The following is a 21,291-nucleotide window of genomic DNA, read 5'->3' on the forward strand; positions in this document are numbered from 1 at the left end:
CGCATGGTCCCCCTCCCCGTGCCGGGGAGGATGTTACTTCAAACTGGCGGTCACGCCGTCGATCACGAACTGCACCGCCAGCGCCGCCAGCAGCACGCCCAGGACGCGGGTGATCACCGCCTCGATCTTGGCGCCCAGCAGCCGCATCAGCGGCCCCGCCGCCAGCAGCGCGACCAGCGTCAGGAGCAGGATCGACACCATCGCCGCCAGCACCACGATCGAGGCCTGCAGCCCCGAATTGCGGCTCATCAACAGCATCACGGTCGCGATCGAGCCCGGCCCGGCGATCATCGGCATCGCCATTGGGAAGATCGACACGTCCTCCGCTTCGTTCGGGTCGTCGGCGACCTTGGCGGCGCGGTCCTCGCGGCGCTGGGTGCGCTTTTCGAACACCATCTCCAGCGCGATCAGGAACAGCATGATGCCGCCCGCGATGCGGAACGCGGCCATCTCGATGCCCAGGCCATGGAGCAGCGCCTCGCCGAACAGCGCGAAGACGAACAGGATGACCGAGGCGACCATGACCGCACGGATCGCCATCGCGCGGCGATGCTGCGGCGTCGCTCCCGCTGACAGCCCGGCATAGATGGGCGCGCAGCCCGGCGGGTCGATCACCACGAAGAAGGTGATGAGCGAGGAGATATAGAGTTCGAGCACGACCTTACAGCGCCGTCTGGTCGATCGCGACGCCCTCGCGCCGTCCCGCCGAGACCAAAGTGTTGCGCAGCAGGACCGCGATCGTCATCGGCCCGACGCCGCCCGGCACCGGGGTGATCGCCCCTGCCCGCTGCGCCGCCGTGTCATATTCGACATCGCCGACCAGGCCCGTTTCGATCCGGTTGATCCCGACATCGATGACGCTGGCGCCGGGCTTGATCCACTCGCCCTTGACCAGGCCCGGCACCCCGACCGCCGCCACGACGATATCGGCGCGGCCGACCACCTCGGGCAGGTTGCGGGTGCGGCTGTGCGCCACCGTCACGGTGCAGCTTTCGCCGAGCAGCAATTGCGCCATCGGCTTGCCGACGATGTTGGAGCGGCCGACGACCACCGCGTCCATCCCCGACAGGCTGGGATGGATGCTCTTGAGTAGCATCAGGCAGCCGAGCGGGGTGCAGGGCACGAAGCCCTCGACACCCGTTGCCAGCCGCCCGGCGTTGACGGGGTGGAAGCCGTCGACATCCTTGTCGGGGTCGATCGCCTGGATCACCGCCTGCGCGTCGATCTGGCGGGGCAGCGGCAGCTGGACCAGGATGCCGTCGACGGTCGGATCGGCATTCAACTGTCCGACGAGCGCAAGCAGCGTCGCCTGATCGGTATCGACCGGCAGGCGATATTCGAAGCTCTCCATGCCCGCCTCGCGCGTGGCCTTGCCCTTGGAACGGACATAGACGCTGGAGGCGGGGTCCTCGCCCACCAGCACGACCGCCAGGCCCGGCGCGCGGCCTGCCTTTTCGCGGAACGTCGCGACCTGGATGGCGATGCGGGTGCGGAGGGCGGCGGCGAAGGCCTTGCCGTCGATGATCATGGCGCTGGTGGTCATGGCGTATCGCCATAAAGCGCCTGGGCGATGCGCGCCAGTGTATGCGGGTCGCCCGCGACATGCAGCCGCTTCAACCGCGCCGTCTCCCCCGCAACGATCGTCACCGCGCGCTTGGGCACGCCGAAATGCTTGGCGACCAACGGGATCAGCGCCGCATTGGCCGCGCCGTCGACCGGAGGAGCCGACAGCCGCGCAGCGAAATGCTCGCTCGTCCCGGCGGTCAGCGCATCGCGGCCGCCGCGCGGCGTGACCCGGACCGCGATCCGTATGCCGTCATCGCCCGGTGTCCAGGCAGGCATCAGCCGACGACGACCGCGCCCCCGTACATCGCATTGGCGATCGCGGTGTCCAGGATCTTGCCCAGGATGATGACCGCGAGCAGCACGACCATCGGCGACAGGTCGAGCGCGCCGAAATCGGGCAGGATGCGCCGGATCGGGCGATAGAGCGGATCGGTCATCCGCTGCAGCGCGTACCACACCGACCGGATGAAATCGTTCGAGGTGTTGATGACGTTGAAGGCAATCAGCCAGGACAGGATCGCCTGCACGATGATGATCCACCAGACGACGTTGAGCAGTATCTGAAGAATCTGAAGGATGAGGACCAACGCAGGGAGCTCCCGAATACGGATTTCTTCGTATCTAGGGTAGGACAGGCCTCGGGGCAATAATCGTGGCGGGCGATCCTAACGCAGGCGGAACGAACCAACGGGTCGTGCGTCCCACATCCATGGCACAAGAGAGGGGATGGCCGCGCCGGACGCGGGTCGTGGTGGGGCTGCTCATCGGATTGCCGCTGCTCTTCCTGTTGGTCTTGGCCGTGTTCCCCTGGGGCGTGCTGCGCAGCGCCGTCTGTCGCGCGGCGACCGAGCGGTTCGGGCGGCCGGTGACGATCGGATCGGTCCAACGGGTCGATATGATCGGCTTTCATCCCACCATTGCGGTCGAGAATCTGAGTATCCCGCAGGCCGGTTGGGCCGGTCGGGGCGATTTTGCGCGGATGCAGCGGGCGGAAATCCGCTTCTCGGTCTGGCCGCTGCTGCGCGGGGCCTTCGTGCCCGAGGATATCCACGTGTCGGGACTCCGGCTGGCGCTGGTCCGCGACAAGCAGGGCAACACCAACTGGTCGCGCCCCGGCGAGCCCGAGGAGGGCGGCAGTGCGACCGATCTGCAAGGGCTGACCATCACCGACGGCGTGGTCAGCTACCGCGATGCCAAGGAGGATCGTCAGGCGGTGCTCAAGATCGCCGCCGACCCCGACCGCGGCATCCGTGCCGAGGGTGAGGGCAAGGTCCGCGGAGCTCCGGTGCGGATCGCCTTCACCGGTGCAGCGGTAAAGCCCGGCCGCTGGCCCTTCACCGCCACGATCGCCGGCGACAAGCTGGCCATGAAGGCGGTGGGCACGATGGACCGTCCGCTCGACACCGATGCGATGACGCTGGACATGAGCGCGAAGGCCGACGACCTGAAGCGGATCGACGCGGTGATCGAGGCCGGATTGTTCCAGACGCGGCCGGTCGCACTGACCGCGCATGTCCGGCACGAGCGGCCCCGCTGGACGATCACCGATCTGAAGGGGCGGATCGGGCGGTCCGATCTGGCCGGGCATCTGACCGTCGACAAGAAGGCGGGTCGCACCCTGCTCGACGGCGAGGTGGCGGCGGGTCAGCTCGATTTTGACGACCTGTCCTCGGAAGAGGGCCGCGCCGAGGCCGCCGCGCTGGAACGCCGGATCGGGCCGCGCCTCGTCCCCAATACACGGATCGACATCGGCAAGATCGACACGACCGATGGCACCATCCGATTCCGGGTCGGCCGGGTGGTCAGCGCGCAAGGCCCCTCGCCGATCACCGGCTTTACCGGGCGGATGGTCATGGACCACCAGTTGCTGACCATCGGCGACATCCGCATGGCCTTGCGCGAAGGCGTGGTGACGGGTCAGGCGGTGGTCGACCAGCGGAACGGGGCGAAGGTACCGCGCCTGTCACTCGACCTGCACCTGCGCGGCGCCAGCGTGTTGTCGCTGTCGGGCGAGACGCGGATCACCGGCCAAGTCGCGGCGCGCGCCAAGCTGGCGGGTGTGGGTGAGACGGTGCGCGCCGCGATCGGGCGGGCAGACGGGCGGATCGGGCTGGTCGTTGCCAACGGGACGCTGCCCGATCGCTATGCGACCGCGCTGGGCTTCGACGCGGGTGCTGCATTCATGGGCGAAAGCGGCAGCGCGACGTTGCGCTGCCTGGTGCTGGGCGTGGACATGAAGAACGGCACCGGCCGCGCCGATCCGCTGATTGTCGATACCTCGCGGAGCCGGTTGGACGGGACCGGGACCGTCCGCTTCCCCGACGAACGCCTCGCCCTGCGGCTGACGGGCGCGCCGAAACAGGGCGCCACGCTGCGGCTTGCGGGCGGGGCGACGGTGGGCGGGACGCTGGAGAAGCCCGAACTGGTCATTCCCAAAGAGGTCAGGTCGGTCGGCAATATCTTCAAGTCGATCGGCAGGGCGATCACGGGAGATACCGGCCCGAAAGCGCAGAATGCAGCATGCGGGGCGCTCGCGCGGCAGGTGCTGCGGTAACGGAGCAGGAGAATTGGGGCGTTCCGTTACGCGCCCTCGGCCTTGAGCGGCCGGGCCAACAGCGCCCCGATCACCTCGCTGACGCCCGCGCCCTCCAGCAACCGGCACACCGCGTCGCAGACCGGCATGTCCACACCCGCCTCCGCCGCCGCCTGGCGTAGGACGGGCGCGGTGAAGGCCCCCTCCGCCACGGTTCGCCGGTCGGCCAGCAGCTCGGCGGCCGAACGCCCCTGCCCCAAGCCGACGCCCAACGAAAAGTTGCGTGAGGCGGTCGACGAACAGGTCAGCACCAGATCGCCCAGCCCCGACAACCCCGCCAGCGTTTCCGCACGCCCGCCGCGCGCCAGTCCGAACCGCGTCATCTCGGCAAAGCCCCGCGCGATCAGCGCCGCGCGGGCGTTCTGGCCCAGCCCCGCCCCCTCCACCACGCCGCAGCCGATCGCGAGCACGTTCTTGATCGCGCCGCCGATCTCCGCGCCGGTCACATCGTCGGTGGCATAGGGCCGGAAATGCGGCGCAGCGATGCGCGCCGACAGGGCTTCGCGCAGTTCAGGCTCCTCACAGGCCAGCGTCACCGCCGTCGGCAGCCCCGCCGCCACCTCATGCGCGAAGGTCGGGCCGGACAGCACCGCGATCGGCGCGGCCGGATGGATCGCGCGCGCGACCTCGCCGACCAGCCGCCGCGTGCCCGCCTCAATCCCCTTGGAACACAGGACCAGCGGCTTGGACCCCACCGGCATCGTCGCCAGCACCGCGCCCACGGCCTGGGCCGGGGTGACGACCAGCAACGCATCCATATCCGCCATCGCGGCAGGATCGCTCACCGCCTCGATGCTCGGCGACAGCGCGATATTCGGCAGATAGAGCGGATTGCAGCGGGTTGCATTGATCGCCTCGGCCACCGCCGGATCGCGCGCCCAGATACGGACCGACCCTCCGCCATGCGCCGCCACCTGCGCCAATGCGGTGCCCCAGGCGCCAGCACCGATGACCCCGATCCTCATGCCTTCACCCCAGCGCCGCGCACTGCCTCTGCCGCCGGGTCGAGCGGCCAGCGTGCCCGAGCGGGCGTATCGAGCGGATCGGTCAGCCCGGCGCGGAACCGCTCGACACCCGCCCATGCGATCATCGCGGCATTGTCGGTGCACAGCCAGAGCGGCGGCGCGACGAAGCGCAGGCCATGCTCGGCCGCGAGTTCCTCCAGCGCGCCCCGGATCACGCCGTTCGCCGCGACCCCACCCGCAACGACCAGCGCGGTGACGGGCGGCACATTCGCCAGTGCGCGACGGGTCCGGTCGAGCAGGCAGTCGACCACCGCCTGCTGAAAGGATGCGGCAATGTCCGCGGGCGAATGATGACCGATGGCCCGCGCCACCGCGCTCTTGAGCCCTGCGAAGGAGAAATGCGGCTCGGCCGATCCCTTCAGCGGCCGGGGCAGCGGCACCGCATAAGGATTGCCCTCGCGCGCCGCTGCCTCGACACGGGGACCGCCGGGATAGCCCAGACCCAGCAGCTTGGCGGTCTTGTCGAACGCCTCGCCGGCCGCGTCGTCGATGGTCGTCGCCATCCGCCGGTACCGCCCGACCCCCTCGACCAGCAGCAGCTGGCAATGCCCGCCCGAGACGAGCAGCAACAGATAGGGATAGGCGAGTTCGCGGTCCGACAGGCGCGGCGACAGGGCATGGCCCTCCAGATGGTTGACCGCGATCAGCGGCTTGCCCGCCGCATGGGCCAGCGCCTTGCCCGTCACCAGCCCGACCATCACCCCGCCGATCAGCCCCGGCCCGGCGGTCGCCGCGATGGCGTCGACGTCCGCCAGAGTCACGCCCGCATCGGCAAAGGCAGCGGCGACCAGCGGCTCCATCGCCTCGACATGCGCGCGCGCCGCGATTTCAGGGACGACGCCGCCGAACGGGGCATGTGCCGCCTCCTGCCCCAGCAGCCGGTGCGCCAGCACGCGGCCGTCATCGGTGACAAGCGCGGCGGCGGTCTCGTCGCACGAGGATTCCAGTCCCAGTATCAGCATGGCTCACCCATACCCGCCCGCTCGCAACTTGTCGAAGGGGGGCGTATTGCGGCAAAGACGGGTCCATGGTTCGTTTTCGGCTCGGTACGCGCGGTTCACCGCTGGCCCTCACCCAGGCGCATATGGTGCGCGCGGCGCTTGCGGATGCACAGGGCTGGGACCCGGACATGATCGAGATCGTGCCGATCAAGACCACCGGCGACCGGGTGCAGGACCGCGCGCTGGCCGAGATCGGCGGCAAGGCGCTGTGGACCAAGGAACTGGACCGCGCACTGTACGATCGCGAGATCGACGCCTCGGTCCATTCGATGAAGGATGTCGAGACGATCCGGCCCGACTGGCTGCATATCGCCGCGATGCTGCCGCGCGCCGATGTCCGCGACCGGCTGATCGGGGCGGAGACCATCGCCGAGTTGCGCCCCGGCGCGGTGGTCGGCACCAGCAGTCCTCGCCGCCGCGCGCAGCTCTTGTCGCACCGCCCCGACCTGGTCATCACGCTGCTGCGCGGCAATGTCGACACGCGCTTGGCCGCCGTCGCGAAGGGAGAGGTCGACGCGACCCTGCTCGCCGCCGCCGGGCTCGACCGGCTGGGGCGCGAGGCCGGTCAGCCCGTACCGACCGACCAGATGCTGCCCGCCCCCGCGCAAGGCGCAGTCGGGATCGAGACGCGCGCCGACGATGCGGCCGCCACGATGCTGATCGGCTCGATCGACCATGCCGAGACCCATGCCTGTGTCATGGCCGAGCGCTCGTTGCTGGCCGCGCTCGCCGCCGATTGCCACAGTCCGGTCGCCGCCCTCGCCTCGCTGTCGGGCGAGATGCTGACGCTGCGCGCCGAGTTGCTTGCCGAGGACGGGGCGTCACGGGTCGCTGGCTGGGTCGAGGGGGCGCTGGGTGAGGAACTGGGCGCGCGGCTGGCGGTCGATCTGCTCGAACGCGCCGCGCCCGAGGTCCGCCGCCTGTTCGCCGGGGGCTAAGCTCATGGGGGTCGTCGTCGTCCGGCCCGAACCCGGCCACGCCGCGACGATCGCCGCCCTGCGCGAAGCGGGGCTGGAGGCGAAGTCGCTGCCGCTGTTCGCGGCGCGCCCGCTCGACTGGATAGCCCCCGAGCTCGACCGGTTCGACGCGATTCTGTTCACCAGCGCGCAGGGCGTGCGGCTGGCCGGACCGGCGCTCGATGCGATCCGCTGCAAGCCCGTCATCGCCGTCGGCCCCGCCACCGCCGCCGCGGCGCGCGAGGCCGGGCTGTCGGTCGTGCTGACCGGGACCAGCGATGCCGCAGCCGTCGCCGACGCGGCGCAGGCGCAGGGCCATGAACGGCTCCTCCATCTGGCAGGGCGCGACCGGGTGGAAACGGATGCGATGACCCGCATCGTCTATGCCGCCGATCCCGTGGTCGTGGATTCGGACGCGATCCGCGCGCTGGCGGGGAAGATCATCCTGCTGCATTCCGCGCGAGCGGCTGCGCGCCTCGCGGAATTGGCCGACGACGCAGGCGTGCCTCGTACCGCGATCGCGCTGGTCGCGATCAGCGCCAAGACGGCGGCGGCAGCAGGTACGGGCTGGCGCGAGGTAGCCATCGCAGCGGCGCCGCGCGACGATGCCATGGTCGCCGCCGCGCGGGCGTTGACCGAAGCCGTCGCCACGGGGATAAGCGGGGCATGAACAATTTCGCGCCTTCCGACCGACCGCCGTCGCGCGGCCCCCGTAAGGGCGCGATCCTCGCGCTGGTCCTTATCGCCTTTGCCGCAGGGCTGCTGCTGATGGCCTATGCGATGCGCCACCTGTCCTGGTTCAACACCAGCGGCCCCGCGCCCCAGGCCGTCACCGCCAAACCCGGCGGCACCACCGGCACCGTCAAGGAAGCGCCGCGTACCGACCCGATGGCGCTCGCCACGCGGGAGGCGCAACTGGCGGCGCAGCTTGCTGCGCTGGAAACCCGCGCCGCCACCCTCGCCACCGATGCGACAGCGGCCGGCGCGCAGGCGGGCCGCGCCGAATCGATCCTGGTCGCCGCCGCCGCGCGCCGCGCGGTCGATCGGGGCCAGCCGCTCGGCTATCTGGAGGAACAGCTCCGCGCCCGCTTCGGCACCAGCGAACCGCGCGCGGTCGCCGTGCTGATCGTCACAGCGCGCCAGCCGGTCACGCTGGAAACGCTACGCCAGGGCCTCGACACGCTGGCTCCGGACTTGGTCGTCAATGCCAGCGGCGGCTGGTGGGAAGGGTTGCGCCAGGAACTCGGTCGCCTGATCGTCATTCGCGAGGCCAATGCCCCCTCCTCCAACCCCGCCGACCGGTTGGCGCGTGTGCGTCGCCTGCTCGATGGCGGTCAGGTAGAGGCCGCACGGGCGGAGGTCGCGCGCCTGCCCGGTGCCGCCGTCGCGCAAACCTGGCAACAGGCCGCTTTGCGCTATGTCCGCGCGCGCCAGGCGCTCGACCTGATCGAGAATGCCGCGCTCGTCACCCCATCCGCGCCGCCGCCGGCCCCGATCGTGACGACGCCGGTGCCCGGAACGCCGCCTGCCGACACGCCTGACACGACGACCGCCCAAGCCGCGCCGCAAGACACTCCCGTCGCCGCGCCGACCATCTGAAATTCTGTCCGTCCGGGACATTCCCAGATGCCGCCCGGCTTGCGGCGAACCGTGGAGCCGTGGGCGGTGGCAGGCGTTGATCGACATTAACTGTGTCGGAGGCCGTGCCGTGATTCGTTCCGCAGCCAGGATGCCGCGCTGGATGACGGGCATGGTATTCCTGCCACTGACCGCGTGCGGCGGTGGCAGCGAGCCCACCCGCAATGTGGTGACGGCCGCCCCCTCACCCGTGGCGCAAGCCGCGCCGCCCGGCCCGCCCGCGCCGATCCGGACCAGCGCCGCCGACGACGGGGATTCGGTGCTGTCCTGCTCCGCCGAGCGGGGAGAGGCGGCCGCGCAGCGACTGGTGAAGATCTGCACCTCCGTGTCGCCCGCCACGCATCCGCCATGCAACATGGCCAATAGCTGCGCGATCATCGAGGACGAGATCGCCCGGTCTTGCGCTTTGATGGGCGACGACGCAGGCAAGACCCCCGGCTGCTCGGTCGATCCGCGCAGCGACGCGGCGGCGGCCGAGGTGATCCGTCGCTATTATTCGGCGATCAACGCGCATGATTATGCCACCGCCTGGACCCAATGGGGCCAGGACGGACGCCCTGGCCAGCGCTTCGCCGATTTTCGCAAGGGCTTTGCGCATACCCGATCGACCCATGTATCGATCGGGACGATGCCGCCCAGCGAGGGGGCGGCCGGGTCTATCTATGCCACGGTGCCGGTCACGGTCGAGGCGCAGCTCGACGACGGGCGGCGGCAGCGCTTCGCGGGGCAATATGTCGTGCGGCGGGTCAATGACGTGCCCGGCGCGAGTGCCGAACAATTGCGATGGCATATCGATTCGGCGACGCTGAAGCCTGCGGCAGGCTAAGCCCTGACCTCTGTTCGCACCGCGCGAGGGGTGAAGGGCACGCCGGACGGCCCGGTCAGACCGGATGCCCCTCGGTATCGCGCAGCACCTCGCGGCGGCCGACATGGTCGGGGCGGCTGACGATACCGTCATTCTCCATACGCTCGATGAGTCGCGCCGCCGAGTTATACCCGATCCGCAACTGCCGCTGGAGCCAGGAGGTCGAGGCCTTCTGGCTTTCGCACACCAACTGGATTGCGGCGCGGTATTGCTGGTCCTCGGCCGAGTCCTCGCCCGTCGGCGCGCCGTCGAGCGCGAAGCTCTCCGCCGGTTCCTCGGTGACCGAGGAGATATAGTCGGGCTGTCCCTGTGCCCGCCAGTGATCGGCGACGCGGTGCACTTCGTCGTCCGAGACGAAGGGACCGTGGACGCGGACGATGCCCTTGCCGCCCGGCATATAGAGCATGTCGCCCCGGCCCAGCAGCTGCTCGGCGCCTTGCTCGCCCAGGATGGTGCGCGAGTCGATCTTGGAGGTGACGTGGAAGCTGATCCGGGTCGGCAAATTCGCCTTGATGACGCCGGTGATGACGTCGACCGACGGCCGCTGCGTCGCCATGATCAGGTGGATGCCCGCCGCGCGCGCCTTTTGCGCGAGGCGCTGGATCAGGAATTCGACTTCCTTGCCCGCCGTCATCATCAGGTCGGCCAGTTCGTCGACGATCACCACGATCTGCGGCAGCGGTTCGTATTCGAGCTTTTCCTCCTCATAGACCGGCTGGCCGGTCTCTGGGTGATAGCCCGTCTGGACCTTGCGCCCGAGCGGCTGGCCCTTGGCTTTGGCCGCGCGCACCTTGTCGTTGAAGCTGGCCAAGCTGCGCACGCCGACCGAGGACATCTGCCGATAGCGGTCCTCCATCGTCTCGACGGCCCATTTCAGCGCGCGGACCGCCTTGGCGGGATCGGTGACAACTGGCGACAGCAGATGCGGGATGTCGTCATACATCGACAGTTCCAGCATCTTGGGGTCGATCATGATCATCCGGCACTGCTCGGGCGTCAGCCGGTAGAGCAGCGACAGGATCATGCCGTTGAGACCCACCGACTTACCCGAACCCGTCGTACCCGCGACCAGCAGGTGCGGCATCGGCGCAAGGTCGGCGACCACCGAGTCGCCCGCGATATTCTTGCCCAGGATGATCGGCAGCTGCGCGGCCTGGTCGGCAAAGCTCTGCGACGCGACCAGTTCGTGCAGCGACACCATCTCGCGCTTGGCATTGGGCAGTTCGATGCCGATGACGTTGCGCCCCGGAATCACCGCGACGCGTGCCGAGATCGCCGACATGTTGCGCGCGATATCATCGGCCAGCGCGATGACGCGGTTCGCCTTGATGCCGGGGGCGGGCTCCAGCTCGTACATGGTGACGACCGGGCCGGGGCGCACCTCGACGATCGCGCCCTGGACGCGGAAATCGTCGAGGACGTTTTCCAGCAGGCGCGCATTGCGCTCCAGTGCCGCCTTGTCGATCTGCCCGGCGGGCGAGGGCGGTGCGGGCGTCAGCAGGTCGAGGCTGGGCAGCTGATAGGGCGCGTCGCGGTCGGCCGCCGTCTTGGGCTTGGCGGGTGCGGGCGCGACCTGGCGATCGGCGATGACGGGGGCGGGACGATCCTCGCGCACCGGCACCGCCTTGCGCGCCAGCGTCAGCGGCTCCTCATCCTCCTCTTCGTCATAGAGCGCCTCATCCTCATCGTCCCAGGGCAGCGCCTCGCCATCCTCGCTCGCGGCACGGCGGCGGCGCAGACGCGCCAGCCCTCGCTCGGCAATGTCGAGTTCCAGGCTCCGTCCCCAGATCAGCGCGCCGCCCAGTCCGAAGGCCAGCCCGATCGCCACCGATCCCCAGGTCACGACCGCCGCCTGGCCCGAGAACGCCAGTGCCCAGCGGACGAAGCCCGCCACCGACAGCCCGACCACCCCGCCCCATCCGGCAGGAAGCGCCAGCACCGCCGAGTCGGACACGAAGGACAGCGCACACGCCATCATCGCGACGCCGACCACCGCCTGGCGCAGCATTTTCACCCAGCGGCCCGCCGGGCGGTCGCGCCACAAGCGGCCGGCAATGATCGGCCCGACCGGCAGGATCAGCGCGACGGCGGGGCCGAACAGGGTCAGCGCGATGTCGGAGATCCAGGCGCCGGGATACCCCATCCAGTTGGCCGGAGCCGCGCCCGAGGCGGTGTTGAGCGCGGGGTCGCTTGCCCGGTAACTGGCCAGCGCCAGCACCAGCATCAGCGTCACGGAAAACAGAATGAGCGCGGCGACCAGCGCACCGCTGCGCACCGCCCCCGCCTTTACCGTCTCGCGCCATAAAACCGGCTGCGCGCGGCTGGCCATGGGTCTTGTCCTTCAGGAATGTCGCAAATTCTGGGAAAAATCCCAGGAAATATCATCCCCTCTGGCGGTTCGCACGTCAAGGCGCAGGGCGTGCCTCCTCATATCGAGGACGCATTGTTTGGCGCGTGACGAAGGTCTAGGAGCATTCGCATGGATAGCGACGTCATCATTCTCGGCGGCGGCTTGGTCGGGGCGACCCTGGGCATCGGGCTGGCCGCGCATGGCATGTCTTCGATCATCGTCGATCCCGCCGATCCGGCGGTGATCCTGGCTCCCGGTTTCGACGGCCGTGCCTCTGCCGTCGCCTCGGCGAGCTGGCGGATGCTGGACACGATCGGCATCGGCGCGAAGCTGACCGGACAGGGTTGCGAGATCCGTCATATCCGGGTCAGCGACGGGCTGGCGCCGGGCGCGCTTGATTTCATCCCCGACGCCGATGACGGCGCGCTGGGCACGATGTTCGAGAACAAGGCGCTCCGCCTCGCGATTCACGCGACCGCGAATGAAGCCGAACTGGTCGACTTGCGGATGCAGACTCGTGCGATGTCCGTCGAGCGGGGGCCGGCGGGCGTTACCGCGCAGTTGAGCGACGGCACGACGGTCCGCGCGCCTTTGCTGGTGGCGGCGGAGGGACGTCAGTCCCCGACGCGCGAGGCGGCGGGGATCAAGGTCGCGCGCTGGTCCTATGACCATAATGCGATCATCGGCGCCTTCCACCACGAAGCCTCGCACGAGAATATCGCGTTCGAGATCTTCTACCCCACCGGCCCCTTCGCGCTGCTGCCCCTGCCCGATGACGAGATCGGGCATCGCTCGGCGATCGTCTGGTCGGTTTCGCGGCGCGACGGCGACGCGATGCTCAAGCTCTCCGACCGCGCCTTCCTGGCCGAGGCGGAGAAGAATATGGGCGGATTTCTGGGCAAGCTGTCCGATGTCTCTGCGCGTTCGGCCTATCCGCTGGGCTTCCACCGCGCCGCGACGATGATCGGCGACCGGCTGGTGCTGGTCGGCGACTCGGCACATGGCATTCATCCGATCGCGGGCCAGGGCGTGAACCTGGGCTATCGCGACGTCGCCGCGCTGGTCGAGGTGCTGGTCGAGGGCAAGCGGACCGGGATGGACCTGGGCGATGCCGCGCTGCTGCAGCGCTATCAGCAGTGGCGCGGGCTCGACACGCTGATGGTGTCGGTGGCGACCGACAGCTTCAACCGCATCTTCGGCGTGCCCGGCAAGACCGCCAGCGCGATCCGGCGGCTGGGCATCACCGCGATCAACCATATCCCGCCGCTGAAAGACCGTTTCATGGCCGAAGCGCGCGGGGAAAGCGGACAGCTGCCCCGGCTGTTGCAGGGGGTGATGGTCTAATCCATGTAAGCGAGATGGCGATGCGGCACGATATCATTCCCTGCCTTCGGTACGACCATGCCCCGCGCGCCATCGAGTTTCTGTGCCAAGCCTTCGGCTTTGCGCGCCAGGCGGTCTTCGCCGATCCGGACGATCCGGACGTCATCCATCATGCGCAACTGGTCTGGCAGGACCGCATGGTGATGGTGTCGAGCGCGCTCTTCACGCCACACGCCTCGGTTACGGGGGCAAAGACGCCGACCCAGGCGGGCGGCGTGACGATGGACCTGTATCTGGTCGTCGCCGATGTCGACGATCACGCGAACCGGGCGCGCGCCGCGGGCGCGACGATCCTCGCGGAGCCCGAGGACAAGCCCTATGGCGGGCGTGGCTATGCCGCTCGCGATCCGGAAGGCCATGTCTGGAGTTTCGGCAGCTATGATCCCTGGGCCTGATTATCCCGGCTATCCCACCCGCCCCGTCCGGGGACCGATCCGCGATCGGCGGCAGAGCGTCGTGGCGCGGGGCATGGGCGCGGCGCTGGTGGTGGTCGTCCTGACGCTGGCGATCAGTTGGAGTGTCGCCCCAGTGCTCTCGCCCACCGACCGGGTGCTACGGGCGACGGCGGCGGCGACGGTGGCGGCACTCTGGCTGGCGGCGACGATCGGCCATGTTGCCGCGCTTCGCTTCGACTCGCCCGTCGATATCGATGCGGCAGCGGGGGGAGGCGGCGATTCGCCGCGAGTCGCGATCGCCAATGCGGTGTTGCGCAACACGCTGGAGCAGGCGGTGCTGGCGATCCCGGCCTATCTGGCGCTTGCCTGGGTCGTGGAGGCATCGGGGGCGATGATCCCGGCGCTGGCCGCCCTGTTCTCGGTCGGTCGGACCTTGTTCTGGACCAACTATGCGCGCGGCGCGACGGCACGAGCGTTCGGATTCGCGTTGACCTTTTATTCCAGCCTCGCGGCGCTGGTTATCACTCTGATGGCGCTGGTCGGGCGGTTGATGTGAGACCGCATCCGACGCTCCGTTCAGCCTGAGCGAACCGAGGGTCGGAGTTAAAGCGCCCGCGCTTCCTCGACCAGCATCACGGGCACGCCGTCGCGGATCGGATAGGCCAGCCCAGCCGCCTCCGACACCAGTTCCTCGGCCGCCTCGTCATAGCGCAACGGCGTTCGCGTCACCGGGCAGACCAGCCGTTCGAGCAGCCATGGGTCCAGGCTCATTGCAACGTCACCCGATCCTCGCCGTCATGGCGTCCGAAGAATTGCATCAACTGGATGATCAGTTCGGCGCGTTGTTCCAGGTCGGGGGCTTCGAGCAGCGCCTGTTTGGCCGCGACGTCGAACGGCGCGATCTGGGCGATACCGTTGACCAGGCTCTCGTCATCCAGCCGCCCGACCGCATCCCAATCGACCGCATAGCCCTGAAGCTCGGCGAAACGCCGCGATTCCTGTTCCAGCGAGGCGCGGCGGCCGAGCGACAACAGATCCTCGTCCACCACCGGCAGCAGTTCCGCCTCGACCTGGCGGAAGGGCGTCGTCACCTCCAGCTCGCGGACGATGCGGAACAGCGAGACGCCCTCCAGCACGAGGTTATAGCGACCATCCTCCATCGCCTCGACCTCGGCGATCCGGCCGACACAGCCCATCTGATAGAGGCTGGGCGTGTCGCCGTCGCCCGAGGGCTGGACCATGCCGATCCGCCGGTCGCGCGCCATCGCGTCGGAGACGAGCGCCCGGTAGCGCGGCTCGAAGATGTGCAGCGGCATCGGCATCCCCGGAAAGAGGATCGCGCCCGCCAGCGGAAAGATCGAGAGCCGCGCCATGCCGTTATCCGAACAGGATGGCGGACAGGCGCCGCCGCTGCTGCGACACCCAGGGGTCGGTCAAGCCTACGACCTCGAACAGCTTGAGCAGTTGCTGGCGCGCGGCATCCTCGTTCCAGGCGCGGTCGGCCGCGACGATGTGGAGGAGGTTGTCCGCCGCCCCGTCACGGTCGCCCGCCGCCATCTGTGCGTTGGCGAGCGCAAAGCGCTTTTCGTGATCGTCGGGGTTTGCCGCGACCTCGGCCGCCAGATCGGCATAATCCGCCGCCGGCGGGGCCGAACGCGCCAGCGCCACGGCGGCGACCGCACGGTGGATGGCGGGATCGTTTGACAAATTTTGGGGAAGCGCCTCTGCCGCGGCCTCGGCCTCGTCCACCTGCCCGGCGGCGAGCAGCGCACGGATGCGTCCCGACACCACGGCGGGATGCTCGGGCGCCATGTCGAGCAGCTGGTCGAAGATCGACAGCGCACGCTGTGCGTCCCCCGCCTCCAGCACTTCCTCGCCCATCGCGATCAGCGGTTCCAGCTCGGCTGCTGCGTCCGCCGCGTCCGACGGGATCGGCAATTGCTTGAGCAACTGGTCCAGCATCGTGCGCAGCGCGCTTTCGGTACGCGCGCTGGTCAGGTCGGCGACCAGCTGGCCCTGGAACATCGCATAGACGGTCGGGATCGAGCGGATCTGGAATTGATTCGCGATGAACTGGTTCTTGTCGGTGTCGATCTTGGCCAGCACCACGCCCTTGTCGGCATAGGCCTCCGCCACCTTCTCCAGCGTCGGACCGAGCGCCTTGCACGGCCCGCACCACTCCGCCCAGAAATCGAGGATGACCAGCTTGGTCATCGACGGCTCGACGACATCGCGGCGGAAGGCGGTGACGGCTTCCTTGTCGGCGGGCGACATTCCCAACGTGGCCAAAAGACGCTCCTTTACGTGTTGCCCGCCCTATGTGGGCGAAGGGGGACGCGAATGAAAGGTGGGCGGGTAAATCAGCCGTTCAGCCGGGCGACCGTGCGGTCGCGCCCGATGAGCGGAAGGAGGGCGGCCATGTCCGGCCCCTGCGCGCGGCCGGTGAGTGCGAGTCGCAGCGGCAGGAACAACGTCTTGCCCTTGCGCCCGGTCGCATCCTTGAGCGCGGCGGTCAGCGCGTGCCAGGGGTCGGTGGCCCAGTCGATCGTCTCCGCCACCTGCGCGGCCCGGGCCAGATAGGCGCGGTCGTCCTCGGCGGGCTCGGGGGCATCGACCGGTCCTTCGATCACCTGCCACCAATCGGCTGCCTCGGCGACGGTCGACAGGTTGGGCCGCACCGCCTCCCACTCCGCTTCGCCCATGCCGGCCGGCAGCCGGTCGGCGACCATGATATAGGGCGTCTGGTGAAGGATGCGCGCATTGAGCTGCGCCAGCTCCGCCTCGTCGAACCGTGCGGGCGCGCGGCCGAAGCGCGAAAAGTCGAATCCGGCGATCAGCGGGGCCATGTCGGCCACCGGCTCGACCGGATCGCTCGTCCCGATCCGCGCCAGCAAGGCGCGTACCGCCTGCGGCTCGATCCCGATCTCGCGAAAGTGATCGACGCCCAGCGAGCCGAGTCGCTTGGACAGCTTGCCCTCATTGCCGGTCAGCAAGGCGGCATGGGCGAAGCGCGGCACTTCGGCCCCCAGCGCCTGGAACATCTGAATCTGGAGCGCGGTGTTGGAGACGTGATCCTCGCCGCGCACCACCTGGGTCACGCCCATGTCGATATCGTCGATGACCGAGGGCAGCATATAGAGCCACGTCCCGTCGGCCCGGCGGATCACGGGATCGCTCATCGTCGCGGGGTCGAAACGCTGAGGACCGCGCACCGCATCGTCCCATTCGATCGGCGCATCATGGTCGAGCTTGAACCGCCAGTGCGGCTGGATGCCCTCAGCCTTGAACCGAGCGCGATCCGCATCGGTCAGCGACAGTGCGGCGCGATCATAAACCGGCGGCAACCCGCGCCCGAGCTGGATTTTACGCTTCAGGTCGAGTTCCTGCGCGCTCTCATAGGCAGGATAGATGCGGTCGCTCAGACGCAGCAGATTGAAGCGATTTTGATAGAGTTCAAACCGCTCGGACTGGCGCATCTCGGCATCGGGATTCAGCCCCAGCCAGTCCAGATCGGCCCGGATCGCCTCGACATAGCGTTCCTCGCTCCGCTCGGCATCGGTGTCGTCGATACGCAGCAGGAAGCGCCCGCCGGCCTTTCGCGCATATATCCAGTTGTGCAGCGCGGTGCGGATATTGCCGACATGCAGCCGCCCGGTGGGCGAGGGAGCGAAACGGGTCGTGGTCATGGTCCCCGCCCATAATCGGGGAATCACCTTTGCGCTATTGTGACAGCGCGATTAAAGGGGCCGCGACGACGGACTGTCTGCGGGGACGGGGTACAGCATGAAATTGATGACCGGCAATTCGAACCTGCCGCTGGCGAAGGCGATCTCCTCCTATCTCGAGGTGCCGCTGACCGAGGCGCTGGTGCGCCGCTTCGCCGATGAGGAGATCTTTGTCGAGATCCAGGAAAATGTGCGCGGCGAGGACGTGTTCGTGATCCAGTCGACCGGCTATCCGGTCAACGACAACCTCATGGAACTGCTGATCATGATCGACGCGCTGAAGCGTGCGTCGGCGCGCCGCATTACCGCGGTCATCCCCTATTTCGGCTATGCCCGCCAGGACCGGAAACCCGGCCCGCGCACGCCGATCTCGGCCAAGCTGGTCGCCAACCTCATCACCGTGGCGGGCGCCGACCGCGTGCTGTCGGTCGATCTCCATGCCGGCCAGATCCAGGGATTCTTCGATATCCCGACCGACAATCTCTATGCCGCGCCGGTCATGTCGGCGGACATTCTGGCGCGCTTCAAGAACGATAATCTGATGGTCGTGTCGCCCGACGTGGGCGGCGTGGTCCGTGCGCGCCAGCTCGCCAAGCGCCTCAACAACGCGCCGCTGGCGATCGTCGACAAGCGCCGCGAGCGTGCGGGCGAGTCGGAGGTGATGAACATCATCGGTGACGTCGAAGGCCGCTTCTGCATCTTGATCGACGATATCGTCGACTCGGCGGGTACGCTGTGCAACGCCGCCGCCGCGCTGCGCCAGGCGGGGGCCGAGGATGTGGTCGCCTATGTCACGCACGGCGTGCTGTCGGGTGGCGCGGTGGCACGCGTCGATGGCTCGGAACTGCGCGAGCTGGTCATCACCGATTCGATCGGCAACCACGAGTCGATCAACACCACCGGCAAGATCCGCCACCTGCCTATCGCGCCGCTGCTGGGCGAGGCGATCAAGCGCATTGCGGACGAGACGAGCGTGTCGAGCCTGTTCGATTGATTGGGTTGAGCTGACCCCGGGCGTGTCGCTCGTGGCTCAGCCCCCACCCCAACCCCTCCCGGGAGGAGGGGCTTTAGAAGAAGCGCAAGCCAGTCGAACCAAGCACGACCCTCCCGCAGGCGAGTTTCAGGTCGGTCATGCCCCCGGGCATGACCTAAACGATGCGGGGCATCGTTTACCTGAAACTGGGATGGGGAAGGGCTGAACCTAGGCGAGACGCTCGTGGCTCACCCTAAAATCCTCAGCGATTCCCCAAGCCGACGATATGCTCGAACACCGCCGGGTGGAGCGGCTTGGAGAAGGCGCAGCCATATTTGAACCGGTCGCGCCAGGCGATCACCGCCTCCAGCGGGGCGAGGCCCGGCAGGGTCAGCCAGACGATCGTGCCGGGCCAGAGCGTGAAGCTGGTTTCGGCGCGAAAGCCCTCGGGCGACAGGTCGACCACGTCGATTTCGAACCGGGTCTGGCCCTTGTCGCGCAGATGCGCGCGCATCCGCACCGCATGACGCAGCGAGCGACGAAGTTCCTGGCCGGGGACCGGCTCGAATGGCGGTGTGAAGACCGGTTTTTCCATAACGCTCCCCTTAACCACAAGAAGGTTACTTTTCCGCCAACACCCGTTCACGCTCGACCGGCGCGCCAGCGGGGCGGCGCACCCCGGCGCGCGCGCGGCGCTTCAACTCGGCCTTCAGGTCCTCGGGCTTGGGGGCGACCAGGAATCCGAAGCTGACCGTCCCTTCCTTCGTCTCCACCACATGGTGCAGGCGATGCGCCTGGATGATGCGCTTCATATAATCCGACCTGGGCAGATACCGCGTCGGCAGGCGTTTGTGCACGATCACGTCGTGAAAGCCGAAATAGATCGCGCCATAGGCAGCGACGCCCGCGCCGATCCAGGTAAAGCCCGACCACCAGCCCAATTGCGCGCCGCCCAGGATCATCACGAAGGACGGCACCGCGAAAATGGCGGCATAGAGATCGTTCAGTTCCCAATTGCCGGTGCGTGGGCGATGATGGCTTTCGTGCAGGAACCAGCCCGGGCCGTGCATGATCCAGCGATGCGCCGCATAGGCGAATCCCTCCATGAAGATCACCGTGCCGAGAAACAGAAGAATGCCGAAAGCCCAGTTCATCGAGTCGGCATAGCGCATCCGCAAGGAATTTGCTCCCGATTCCGTTCACCGCCTGGACCAAACCATCCGCCGTCCGCCAAATAGCATTTGCGATGCAATTGCATTAACGGTGTTTCGGGCTGGATTTGTCTGCCAGCCTGTGCTTTAGCGCGAACCAATTTCCCTAGAACCACCCGAGAGGCGGAAGGCTAGCGCATGAACATCCACGAATATCAGGCCAAGGAATTGCTCGCCAAGTTCGGCGTGCCCGTCCCCGCCGGCTTCGCCGCGATGACCGTCGAGGAGGCCGTCGAGGCATCGTCCAAGCTCCCCGGACCGCTCTACGTCGTCAAGGCGCAGATCCATGCGGGCGGCCGTGGTAAGGGCAAGTTCAAGGAGCTCGGCCCCGACGCCAAGGGCGGTGTCCGTCTGGCCAAGACCGCCGAGGAAGTCCGCGCTGCCGCCACCGACATGCTCGGCAACACGCTGGTCACCATCCAGACCGGCGAAGCGGGCAAGCAGGTCAACCGCCTGTACGTGACCGACGGCGTCGACATCGCGAAGGAATTCTACCTCGCGCTGCTCGTCAACCGCGCGACCGGCCGCGTCTCGATGGTCGCCTCGACCGAAGGCGGCATGGACATCGAGACCGTGGCGCATGACACGCCCGAAAAGATTCACTCGATCGACATCGACACCGCGACCGGCTTCATGCCGCATCACGGCCGCGCCGTCGCCGCTGCGCTGGAGCTGACCGGCGACCTCGCCAAGCAGGCCGCCAATGTCGCGTCGAAGCTGTATGCTGCGTTCCTGGGCACCGATGCCGAGCAGATCGAGATCAACCCGCTCGCCGTCACCGAGGACGGCAAGCTGATGGTGCTCGACGCCAAGGTCGGCTTCGACGGCAACGCCATGTTCCGTCACAAGGACCTGATGGAACTGCGCGACACCACCGAAGAAGACGCGATGGAGCTGGAGGCGTCGAAGTACGACCTGGCCTACATCAAGCTCGACGGTGACATCGGCTGCATGGTCAACGGCGCCGGCCTCGCCATGGCGACGATGGACATCATCAAGCTGAACGGCATGTTCCCGGCCAACTTCCTCGACGTCGGCGGCGGCGCCAACAAGGAGAAGGTCACCGCGGCGTTCAAGATCATCCTGAGCGATCCCGCCGTGAAGGGCATCCTGGTCAACATCTTCGGCGGCATCATGCGCTGCGACATCATCGCCGACGGCATCGTCGCGGCGGCCAAGGAAGTGAACCTGCAGGTTCCGCTGGTCGTCCGCCTCGAGGGCACGAATGTCGAGAAGGGCAAGGAAATCCTCGCCAATTCGGGTCTCGCCATCGTCCCCGCCAACGATCTGGGCGACGCCGCCAAGAAGATCGTCGCCGAGGTTCAGAAGGTCGCATAAACCGCACCTTCGGCCCTGACGGATCGATGATAAAAGGGACTCGGGCGGAAACGTCCGGGTCCCTTTCTCGTTGGTCGGGGTGGAAGTCTTGCGATGCGCTCGCAACGCCGCCAAAGACGGTGGCATATTTGGCTGTTCGGCCGGGAAGGAACCGCGATGAAGATCGTCGTGCCCGTGAAGCGGGTGTTGGATTACAATGTGAAGCCGCGTGTGAAGGCGGACGGGACGGGCGTCGATCTGGCGAACGTGAAGATGTCGATGAACCCGTTCGA

23 protein-coding genes and 1 pseudogene are annotated in these 21,291 nt (G+C 68.0%); 11 read left to right on the forward strand and 13 right to left on the reverse strand.

All coding sequences use genetic code 11. The features are described from left to right. Positions 1-33 precede the first annotated feature (33 nt). From GGR45_RS12375 to GGR45_RS12390, 4 genes are read right to left on the reverse strand one after another with little or no spacing between them, the layout of a single operon-like run. Positions 34-657 (reverse strand): MarC family protein, encoded by a 624-nt coding sequence (locus tag GGR45_RS12375; protein WP_175311830.1) that lies wholly within the window; start codon positions 655-657, stop codon positions 34-36. Positions 658-661: 4 nt separating this feature from the next. Next, a complete protein-coding gene (gene folD, locus GGR45_RS12380; protein ID WP_175311829.1) occupies positions 662-1,543 on the reverse strand; it encodes a bifunctional methylenetetrahydrofolate dehydrogenase/methenyltetrahydrofolate cyclohydrolase FolD in 882 nt (293 codons plus the stop codon). Then, a complete protein-coding gene (locus tag GGR45_RS12385) occupies positions 1,540-1,842 on the reverse strand; it encodes a DUF167 domain-containing protein (RefSeq protein ID WP_175311828.1) in 303 nt (100 codons plus the stop codon). Before GGR45_RS12385 ends, folD begins: the two co-directional genes overlap by 4 nt. Further along, positions 1,842-2,153 carry a YggT family protein gene (locus GGR45_RS12390; RefSeq protein WP_175311827.1) on the reverse strand — a complete coding sequence of 104 codons (312 nt, stop codon included), beginning with the start codon at positions 2,151-2,153 and terminating at the stop codon, positions 1,842-1,844. The genes GGR45_RS12385 and GGR45_RS12390 overlap by 1 nt, the downstream gene beginning before the upstream one ends. A 122-nt stretch (positions 2,154-2,275) precedes the next feature. Here GGR45_RS12390 and GGR45_RS12395 point away from each other — a divergent pair, with 122 nt between their 5' ends. Further along, entirely contained in the window at positions 2,276-4,120 is a 1,845-nt protein-coding gene (locus GGR45_RS12395) for an AsmA family protein (protein ID WP_175311826.1), read from the forward strand. Between the two features lie 26 nt (positions 4,121-4,146). Here the strand turns inward: GGR45_RS12395 and GGR45_RS12400 are convergent, their stop codons facing one another. Next, positions 4,147-5,124: an NAD(P)H-dependent glycerol-3-phosphate dehydrogenase gene (locus tag GGR45_RS12400; RefSeq protein ID WP_175311825.1), complete on the reverse strand. Its 978-nt coding sequence runs from the start codon at positions 5,122-5,124 to the stop codon at positions 4,147-4,149. Next, complete coding sequence (gene tsaD / locus GGR45_RS12405; protein WP_175311824.1) at positions 5,121-6,146, reverse strand: tRNA (adenosine(37)-N6)-threonylcarbamoyltransferase complex transferase subunit TsaD; 1,026 nt, start codon at positions 6,144-6,146, stop codon at positions 5,121-5,123. Before tsaD ends, GGR45_RS12400 begins: the two co-directional genes overlap by 4 nt. 65 nt (positions 6,147-6,211) lie before the next feature. Here tsaD and hemC point away from each other — a divergent pair, with 65 nt between their 5' ends. From hemC to GGR45_RS12425, 4 genes are all read left to right on the forward strand, one after another. Next, positions 6,212-7,123: a hydroxymethylbilane synthase gene (gene hemC / locus GGR45_RS12410; RefSeq protein ID WP_175311823.1), complete on the forward strand. Its 912-nt coding sequence runs from the start codon at positions 6,212-6,214 to the stop codon at positions 7,121-7,123. A 4-nt stretch (positions 7,124-7,127) separates the two neighbouring features. Next, positions 7,128-7,811 carry a uroporphyrinogen-III synthase gene (locus GGR45_RS12415; protein ID WP_175311822.1) on the forward strand — a complete coding sequence of 228 codons (684 nt, stop codon included), beginning with the start codon at positions 7,128-7,130 and terminating at the stop codon, positions 7,809-7,811. Next, a complete protein-coding gene (locus GGR45_RS12420; protein WP_175311821.1) occupies positions 7,808-8,740 on the forward strand; it encodes a hypothetical protein in 933 nt (310 codons plus the stop codon). The genes GGR45_RS12415 and GGR45_RS12420 overlap by 4 nt, the downstream gene beginning before the upstream one ends. Positions 8,741-8,870: 130 nt before the next feature. Next, positions 8,871-9,605 (forward strand): hypothetical protein, encoded by a 735-nt coding sequence (locus GGR45_RS12425; RefSeq protein ID WP_254703118.1) that lies wholly within the window; start codon positions 8,871-8,873, stop codon positions 9,603-9,605. Between the two features lie 55 nt (positions 9,606-9,660). Here the strand turns inward: GGR45_RS12425 and GGR45_RS12430 are convergent, their stop codons facing one another. Then, complete coding sequence (locus GGR45_RS12430) at positions 9,661-11,973, reverse strand: DNA translocase FtsK (protein ID WP_175311820.1); 2,313 nt, start codon at positions 11,971-11,973, stop codon at positions 9,661-9,663. A gap of 150 nt (positions 11,974-12,123) precedes the next feature. Between GGR45_RS12430 and GGR45_RS12435 the strand changes: the two genes are divergently transcribed. The 3 genes from GGR45_RS12435 to GGR45_RS12445 are packed head-to-tail and all read left to right on the forward strand — an operon-like array spanning position 12,124 to position 14,328. Further along, entirely contained in the window at positions 12,124-13,338 is a 1,215-nt protein-coding gene (locus GGR45_RS12435) for a UbiH/UbiF/VisC/COQ6 family ubiquinone biosynthesis hydroxylase (protein WP_175311819.1), read from the forward strand. Between the two features lie 20 nt (positions 13,339-13,358). Beyond that, complete coding sequence (locus GGR45_RS12440; RefSeq protein WP_175311818.1) at positions 13,359-13,772, forward strand: VOC family protein; 414 nt, start codon at positions 13,359-13,361, stop codon at positions 13,770-13,772. Next, on the forward strand, positions 13,756-14,328 hold the full coding sequence (locus tag GGR45_RS12445; protein ID WP_221235831.1) for an MAPEG family protein: 573 nt from the start codon (positions 13,756-13,758) through the stop codon (positions 14,326-14,328). Before GGR45_RS12440 ends, GGR45_RS12445 begins: the two co-directional genes overlap by 17 nt. A 47-nt stretch (positions 14,329-14,375) precedes the next feature. Here GGR45_RS12445 and GGR45_RS12450 read toward each other — a convergent pair whose 3' ends face one another. The 4 genes from GGR45_RS12450 to gltX form a co-directional block, all read right to left on the reverse strand. After that, positions 14,376-14,543, reverse strand: a complete 168-nt coding sequence (locus tag GGR45_RS12450) for a Trm112 family protein (RefSeq protein WP_175311817.1) — start codon at positions 14,541-14,543, stop codon at positions 14,376-14,378. Then, positions 14,540-15,145 (reverse strand): LON peptidase substrate-binding domain-containing protein, encoded by a 606-nt coding sequence (locus GGR45_RS12455; RefSeq protein WP_175311816.1) that lies wholly within the window; start codon positions 15,143-15,145, stop codon positions 14,540-14,542. Before GGR45_RS12455 ends, GGR45_RS12450 begins: the two co-directional genes overlap by 4 nt. 4 nt (positions 15,146-15,149) lie before the next feature. Beyond that, positions 15,150-16,046 (reverse strand): tetratricopeptide repeat protein, encoded by an 897-nt coding sequence (locus tag GGR45_RS12460; protein ID WP_175312020.1) that lies wholly within the window; start codon positions 16,044-16,046, stop codon positions 15,150-15,152. An 86-nt stretch (positions 16,047-16,132) separates the two neighbouring features. Continuing rightward, positions 16,133-17,458 carry a glutamate--tRNA ligase gene (gltX, locus tag GGR45_RS12465; RefSeq protein WP_175311815.1) on the reverse strand — a complete coding sequence of 442 codons (1,326 nt, stop codon included), beginning with the start codon at positions 17,456-17,458 and terminating at the stop codon, positions 16,133-16,135. A 97-nt stretch (positions 17,459-17,555) separates the two neighbouring features. Here gltX and GGR45_RS12470 point away from each other — a divergent pair, with 97 nt between their 5' ends. Continuing rightward, the gene (locus GGR45_RS12470) at positions 17,556-18,491 is read left to right on the forward strand and encodes a ribose-phosphate pyrophosphokinase (RefSeq protein WP_175311814.1); all 936 of its coding nucleotides are present in this window, start codon (positions 17,556-17,558) and stop codon (positions 18,489-18,491) included. A gap of 241 nt (positions 18,492-18,732) precedes the next feature. Here the strand turns inward: GGR45_RS12470 and GGR45_RS12475 are convergent, their stop codons facing one another. Both GGR45_RS12475 and GGR45_RS12480 read right to left on the reverse strand, forming a co-directional pair. Next, complete coding sequence (locus tag GGR45_RS12475; RefSeq protein ID WP_175311813.1) at positions 18,733-19,065, reverse strand: PilZ domain-containing protein; 333 nt, start codon at positions 19,063-19,065, stop codon at positions 18,733-18,735. Positions 19,066-19,090: 25 nt separating this feature from the next. Then, positions 19,091-19,642: a sterol desaturase family protein gene (locus tag GGR45_RS12480; protein ID WP_246358197.1), complete on the reverse strand. Its 552-nt coding sequence runs from the start codon at positions 19,640-19,642 to the stop codon at positions 19,091-19,093. A 177-nt stretch (positions 19,643-19,819) separates the two neighbouring features. On the opposite strand from GGR45_RS12480, the gene sucC reads away from it, so the two are divergent. Further along, entirely contained in the window at positions 19,820-21,019 is a 1,200-nt protein-coding gene (gene sucC, locus GGR45_RS12485) for an ADP-forming succinate--CoA ligase subunit beta (protein WP_056438953.1), read from the forward strand. 156 nt (positions 21,020-21,175) lie between these two features. Then, positions 21,176-21,291, forward strand: a pseudogene (locus GGR45_RS12490) (electron transfer flavoprotein subunit beta/FixA family protein); the annotation flags it as partial.

Source organism: Sphingomonas zeae, assembly GCF_014197135.1.
GTDB classification, from domain to species: Bacteria; Pseudomonadota; Alphaproteobacteria; order Sphingomonadales; family Sphingomonadaceae; genus Sphingomonas; species Sphingomonas zeae.